7 protein-coding genes are annotated in these 5,185 nt (G+C 63.9%); all 7 read left to right on the forward strand.

All coding sequences use genetic code 11. The annotated features are described in order from the left end of the window. A partial coding sequence (locus tag AC1D34_RS33785) for an ABC transporter substrate-binding protein (RefSeq protein ID WP_476826595.1) occupies nucleotides 1-931 on the forward strand: 931 nt, incomplete at its 5' end. A gap of 99 nt (nucleotides 932-1,030) precedes the next feature. After that, the gene (locus tag AC1D34_RS33790; protein ID WP_441490115.1) at nucleotides 1,031-1,918 is read left to right on the forward strand and encodes a carbohydrate ABC transporter permease; all 888 of its coding nucleotides are present in this window, start codon (nucleotides 1,031-1,033) and stop codon (nucleotides 1,916-1,918) included. Then, nucleotides 1,918-2,754: a carbohydrate ABC transporter permease gene (locus AC1D34_RS33795; RefSeq protein ID WP_476826596.1), complete on the forward strand. Its 837-nt coding sequence runs from the start codon at nucleotides 1,918-1,920 to the stop codon at nucleotides 2,752-2,754. The genes AC1D34_RS33790 and AC1D34_RS33795 overlap by 1 nt, the downstream gene beginning before the upstream one ends. A 110-nt stretch (nucleotides 2,755-2,864) precedes the next feature. Beyond that, on the forward strand, nucleotides 2,865-3,839 hold the full coding sequence (tal, locus tag AC1D34_RS33800) for a transaldolase (protein ID WP_441490114.1): 975 nt from the start codon (nucleotides 2,865-2,867) through the stop codon (nucleotides 3,837-3,839). Continuing rightward, nucleotides 3,839-4,000, forward strand: a complete 162-nt coding sequence (locus AC1D34_RS33805; RefSeq protein ID WP_476826597.1) for a hypothetical protein — start codon at nucleotides 3,839-3,841, stop codon at nucleotides 3,998-4,000. Before tal ends, AC1D34_RS33805 begins: the two co-directional genes overlap by 1 nt. Then, a complete protein-coding gene (locus tag AC1D34_RS33810; protein WP_476826598.1) occupies nucleotides 3,981-4,388 on the forward strand; it encodes an isochorismatase family protein in 408 nt (135 codons plus the stop codon). The genes AC1D34_RS33805 and AC1D34_RS33810 overlap by 20 nt, the downstream gene beginning before the upstream one ends. Nucleotides 4,389-4,631: 243 nt before the next feature. Beyond that, on the forward strand, nucleotides 4,632-5,185 hold a 554-nt coding region (locus AC1D34_RS33815; protein WP_476826599.1), incomplete at its 3' end, for an HdeD family acid-resistance protein.

Consider the following 5,185-nt stretch of genomic DNA (forward strand, 5'->3'; position numbering starts at 1 on the left):
GCACATCACCTACTGGAAGGACATGCTGGAGGAGGCGGGCTTCAAGGAAGCGGACATCCCCAAGGGGTGGGACGGCTATTGGGATTTCTGGTGTGACAAGGTTCAGGGCGCATTGCGGGCCAAGGGCAAGCGCATCTACGGCATCGGCCATCCCATGGGCGTCGCCGCCTCCGACACTTTCTACAGCTTCCTGACCTTCGCCAACGCCTTCAACGCGCAGGTCGTCGACGAGAACGGCAAGATCGTCCTCGATCAGCCCAAGAACCGGGCCGGGATGATCGAGGCGGTCAAGGCCTATGCGAACATCTTCCAGCGCGGCTGCACCCCGCCCTCGTCGGTGAACTGGCTCGACCCCGACAACAACGTCGCGTTCCACAACCGCACGACCGTCGCCACGCATAACGCCACGATCTCGATCGCCGGCAAGCATATGGACGACATGAACAATCCGGCGTTGACCGCCGAGCAGCGGGCGACGGCGAAGAAGAACTACGAGGAGAACATCCGCACGGCCGAGTTCCCGAGGAAGCCGGATGGCAGCCCCATGACGAATCTGGCGGCGGTCAAGACGGCCGTGATCTTCGCCGATGCGAAGAACAAGAAGCGCGGCAAGGAGTTCATGGCCTTCCTGATGAAGGACGAGAACCTGCGTCCCTTCGTCGAGGGCTCGGCTGGGCGCTGGGTGCCGACGACGCTCAAGGGCATCGAGGCTCCGTTCTGGTCGGATGGCAAGGACCCGCACCGCGCGGTCGTCTACAAGCAGTACAAGGACGGCACTGTTCCATTCCAGTTCGTCTACAACTACAATTTCACGACCGTGAATGCCGAGAACGTCTGGGCCAAGGCGGTGAACCGCGTTGTCCAGGACAAGATCTCGCCCGAACAGGCCGTGGACGAGATGATCGCTCGCATCAAGCAGATCGCCGGCTGATCCCGACGACCTGAACGACCGCGAAAACGGCATCCTGCGGCCGAACACGCCGCGGGATGCCGACCCGTCGAAAGAATGCGGGGCCTCGGAGGACGACTGATGACCGCCACCACCATGTCAGCGCCGGCAACGGTATCGGCCGAAATGACCTCGGGCCACACGCGAGACAGGGCGCTCTGGGGCGCGCTGATGCTGATGCCTTATATTCTCGTCTTCGCCGTGATGGTGGTCTACCCGGTCGGCTACGGCCTCTGGCTGGGGCTCAACTGGCAGTCCTATCGCGCGCTCTTCGCGGACCCGATCTTCGTTCGCACGGTAGTCAATACCATCATCTTCCTGTTCGTGGCGGTGAACCTCAAGTTCCTGCTCGCGCTCTGGCTCTCGGGCTTCTTCGTGCAGCAGCGCGCCTGGGTGCGCATCGTGCTGGTGCTGTTCATCCTGCCCTGGGCCGTGCCCTCGATTCCGACCATCCTGTCCTTCCGGGTGATGCTGAACCCGGAGAACGGCATGCTCAACCAGCAGCTCTTCCACTGGTTCGGCATCGTCGAGGGGCCGGGCTGGCTCACCGACCCGACACTCGCCTTCGCGAGCTCGATCATGGTCCATATCTGGAAGTCGCTGCCGTTCTGGACGCTGATCCTGGTCACCGGCCGCCTGGCGATCTCGCAGGATCTCTATGAGGCCGCGAGCGTCGACGGAGCCAACGGGTGGCAGCAGTTCCGCTTCATCACCTGGCCGTCGCTGGCGACGCTCTATGTCACCTCGACCATGCTCTCGATGATCTGGACGCTGGGTGATTTCAACAGCGTCTACCTGCTCACCGGGGGTGGGCCGGGCGACTTGAACCATGTGCTGGCGACACTCGGCATCCGCTACATGCGCAACAACAACCTGGATCTCGGTATCGCCTCCATCATCGTCGCGATGCCGCTGATCCTGCCGATGGTCTTCGTGATGGTGAAGCGCCTGTCCAAGGGAGCCGAGTGATGAAAAAGGTTCTCGACGAAGGCAAGCTGATCCTGATCGCGATCCCGGTCCTGCTCTGGACCCTTCTGCCGATCTACCATCTCTTCGTGCTCTCGATCTCCAACCAGGAGTCGATGCTGGCCGGCAAGCTATGGCCCGATCAGCCGACGCTCCAGAACTTCCAGATCGTCTTCAAGCAGCAGCATTATTACCTGACCAATTTCTGGCTGCAGATGTTCAACAGCTTCTTCATCGCCGTGGCCACGGGGCTGCTGACGCTCTTCGTTGCCACCTGCGCCGCTTTCGCCATCGCCCGGCTGCGGGTCAGGGGCGGGCGCACGATCATGAACCTGGCATTGGCGACCTACCTCATCCCGGYCGCCTTCCTCGCCATCCCGATGTACAAGGCGATGGGCTCCTACGGGCTGCTCAACACGCAGACCGCGCTGATCCTCGCCATGGTCGCGCTGGCTTCGCCCTATGCGATCTGGGTTCTGAAGCAGGCCTCCGACAAGCTGCCGAAGGAACTCGACGAGGCGGCGATCATGGATGGCGCGACCTCGCTGCAGCTCTTCCGCATGGTCTATCTGCCGCTGATGAAGCCGTCGATGGTGGTCATCGGCATCTACGCGCTGCTGCTCGCCTGGAATGAGTATCTCTACGCCTTCCTGCTGCTCTCGAGCGAAAAGGCGGTGCCTCTGGCGGTGGGGCTTGGGCTCTTCCTCTCGGCGGATGACGCACCCTGGAATCTGCTGATGGCCGCGGGCCTGCTCTACGCCATCCCGCCGGCTGTGATCTATTATGGCTTCCGCAAGAACATGGTCGGGGGCCTGACATCGGGGGCAGTCAAGAGCTGACCCATCTGCGCCGTGCGCGCAGCCGTCCTTCCGGCCTACTCGCTTGACCGGGCCGGAAGAGCGCCGCAGGTTTGACCATTGTTCAAGACACCGATTTCGGCAGGATCGCCATGACCGCTTCCAAGCTCGACCAGCTCCGCAAGATGACCACCGTCGTCGCCGATACCGGCGATATCGAAGCGGTGCGCCGTCTGAAGCCTGTCGATTGCACCACGAACCCGACCTTGCTGCTCAAGGCCGTCGAAACCCCGGCCTATGCCCATCTCGTCGACGAGGCGATTGTCTGGGGCCGGAAGGCTGCCGGTTCCAGCGACGCCCGCGTGCATGCGGTTTGCGACCGGCTGGCCGTGACCTTCGGCGCCGAACTTGCCGGGATCGTCCCTGGACGGGTCTCGACCGAGGTCGATGCCGATCTCTCGTTCGACACGCAGGCGAGCATCGACAAGGCCCGTGCCATCATCGCTGCCTACCAGGAACGCGGCATCGGGCGGGAGCGCATCCTGATCAAGATCGCCTCGACCTGGGAGGGCATCCAGGCGGCCAGGGTGCTGCAGGCAGAGGGCATCGACTGCAACCTGACCCTGCTCTTCTCGCTGCCGCAGGCCATCGCCTGTGCGGATGCGAAGGCCTTCCTGATTTCCCCCTTCGTCGGTCGAATCCTCGATTGGCACGTCAAGGCCGGCGGCGGCCCCTACACGGCGGAAACCGATCCCGGCGTGGTCTCGGTCCGCACCATCTATGCCTATTACAAGGCCTACGGCATCGACACGGTGGTGATGGGCGCCTCTTTCCGTAACACGAGCGAGATCGAGGCGCTGGCGGGCTGCGACCGGCTGACCATCGGCCCCGGCCTGCTCGACGAGCTCGCTGCGGCGCAGGGCGACCTGCCGCGCAGGCTCTCGCCGGACAATTCCGGGAAGGCACCCGCGAAGCTGCTGCTCGATGAGAAGGCGTTCCGCTTCGCGCTGAACGAGGATGCGATGGCGACGGAGAAGCTCGCCGAAGGCATTCGCGGCTTCGTCAAGGATCTGCGCAGCCTGCGCAAGCTGGTCGATGCACGCCTCGAGGGCGCCAAGGCCGCTTGATGACGGCACTTGTCATCATCGACGTCCAGCGCGACATCCTGGCCGTGCCTGGAGCTGCGCGCGCAGTCGTCGGGGAGCGCTTTGCGAAAGTGCGCGAGCGCCTGGCCGAGTTGATCGGCCGCGCATGCTGCCCACCGCCCGGTGATCTTCATCCAGCATGACGGCCCGGCCGGGCACCGCCTGGAAACCGGGACCCCGGGCTGGGAACTTCATCCCGACCTGCCGCGACACCCGGGCGACATCATCGTTCACAAGACGGCCTGCGATTCCTTTCACGACACAGCCCTGCAGGTTGTGCTTGCGGAACGGAGGATCGGCCATCTCGTGATCGCCGGATTGATGACGCAGTATTGCGTCGACACCACCTGCCGGCGTGCCGTCAGCCTGGGCTTCGATGTCACGCTCGTCGCCGATGCGCATACGACGGCCGACAGCGATACGTTGCAGGTCGAGCAGATCGTGGCGCATCACAATGCCCTGCTGGATGGTTTCGATGCCGGTTCCGCGACGATCCGTGTCACGCCGCTGGCTCAGGTCGCGTTCGCCTGAATGGCGGCCCGGCGCGGTCGCCAAGAGCGCGCTCGGACGGCTGGGAACGGCCGATGAGCTGGCCGAGCTCGTCGCCTGGCTGGCGAGTGAGCGCTGCAGTTTCTCCGCCGGCGCCGTTTTCGATCTTTTGGGCGGTCTGGCAACCTATTGATAACATTAGCGGTTCGCCCCTAGGGTGCGCCCGGAGTTGACGGCGAGCCCCGGTGGTGGGAGCCTTCGTGAAGTTCCACTGGGGGCCTGGTCATGTCGGACGCACCCGCGCATCAACCACCTTCTCTCGGTACGCATCTCCTGCCTTTGCGACGTAACTGGGGCTGGCTGCTCGCAGCCGGTATTGCCCTGGTCATCCTTGGCGTGCTCGGGCTTGGCGCTTCCGCCTTGCTCAGCGTCGCCAGCGCCATCTGGTTCGGCGCGATGATGTTCGCCGGCGGCGTGGTCATGCTGATCGACGCCTTCCGGCACAGCGGCTGGAAAAGCCTGCTGATGCATGTGCTGATCGGCCTGCTCTATCTCGGCGTCGGCATCATGACCTTCATCAACCCGGTCGTGGCGACGGCGTCGCTGACGCTTCTGGCGGGCTGTGCCCTGGTCGCAGCCGGCATCTTCCGCATCATCGTCGCCTTCCAGACGCGGCCGACGCCGGTCTGGATCTGGGTTCTGGTCTCCGGGCTGCTTTCACTCGCGCTCGGCGGGATGATCCTGGCGCAATGGCCGGCCTCGAGCTTCTGGGTCCTCGGCACCTTCCTCGCGATCGAGCTGATCTTCCAGGGCTGGGCTTGTGTCGCATTGGCCATGGC

Source organism: Allobosea sp. P1_A7, from assembly GCF_056406775.1.

What these genes read in the sequence shown, in the direction of transcription:
- tal (WP_441490114.1), top strand. Translation starts at nt 2,865, where the DNA reads ATGACCGCTTCCAAGCTCGACCAGCTCCGCAAGATGACCACCGTCGTC.
- AC1D34_RS33805 (WP_476826597.1), top strand. Translation starts at nt 3,839, where the DNA reads ATGACGGCACTTGTCATCATCGACGTCCAGCGCGACATCCTGGCCGTG.
- AC1D34_RS33790 (WP_441490115.1), top strand. Translation starts at nt 1,031, where the DNA reads ATGACCGCCACCACCATGTCAGCGCCGGCAACGGTATCGGCCGAAATG.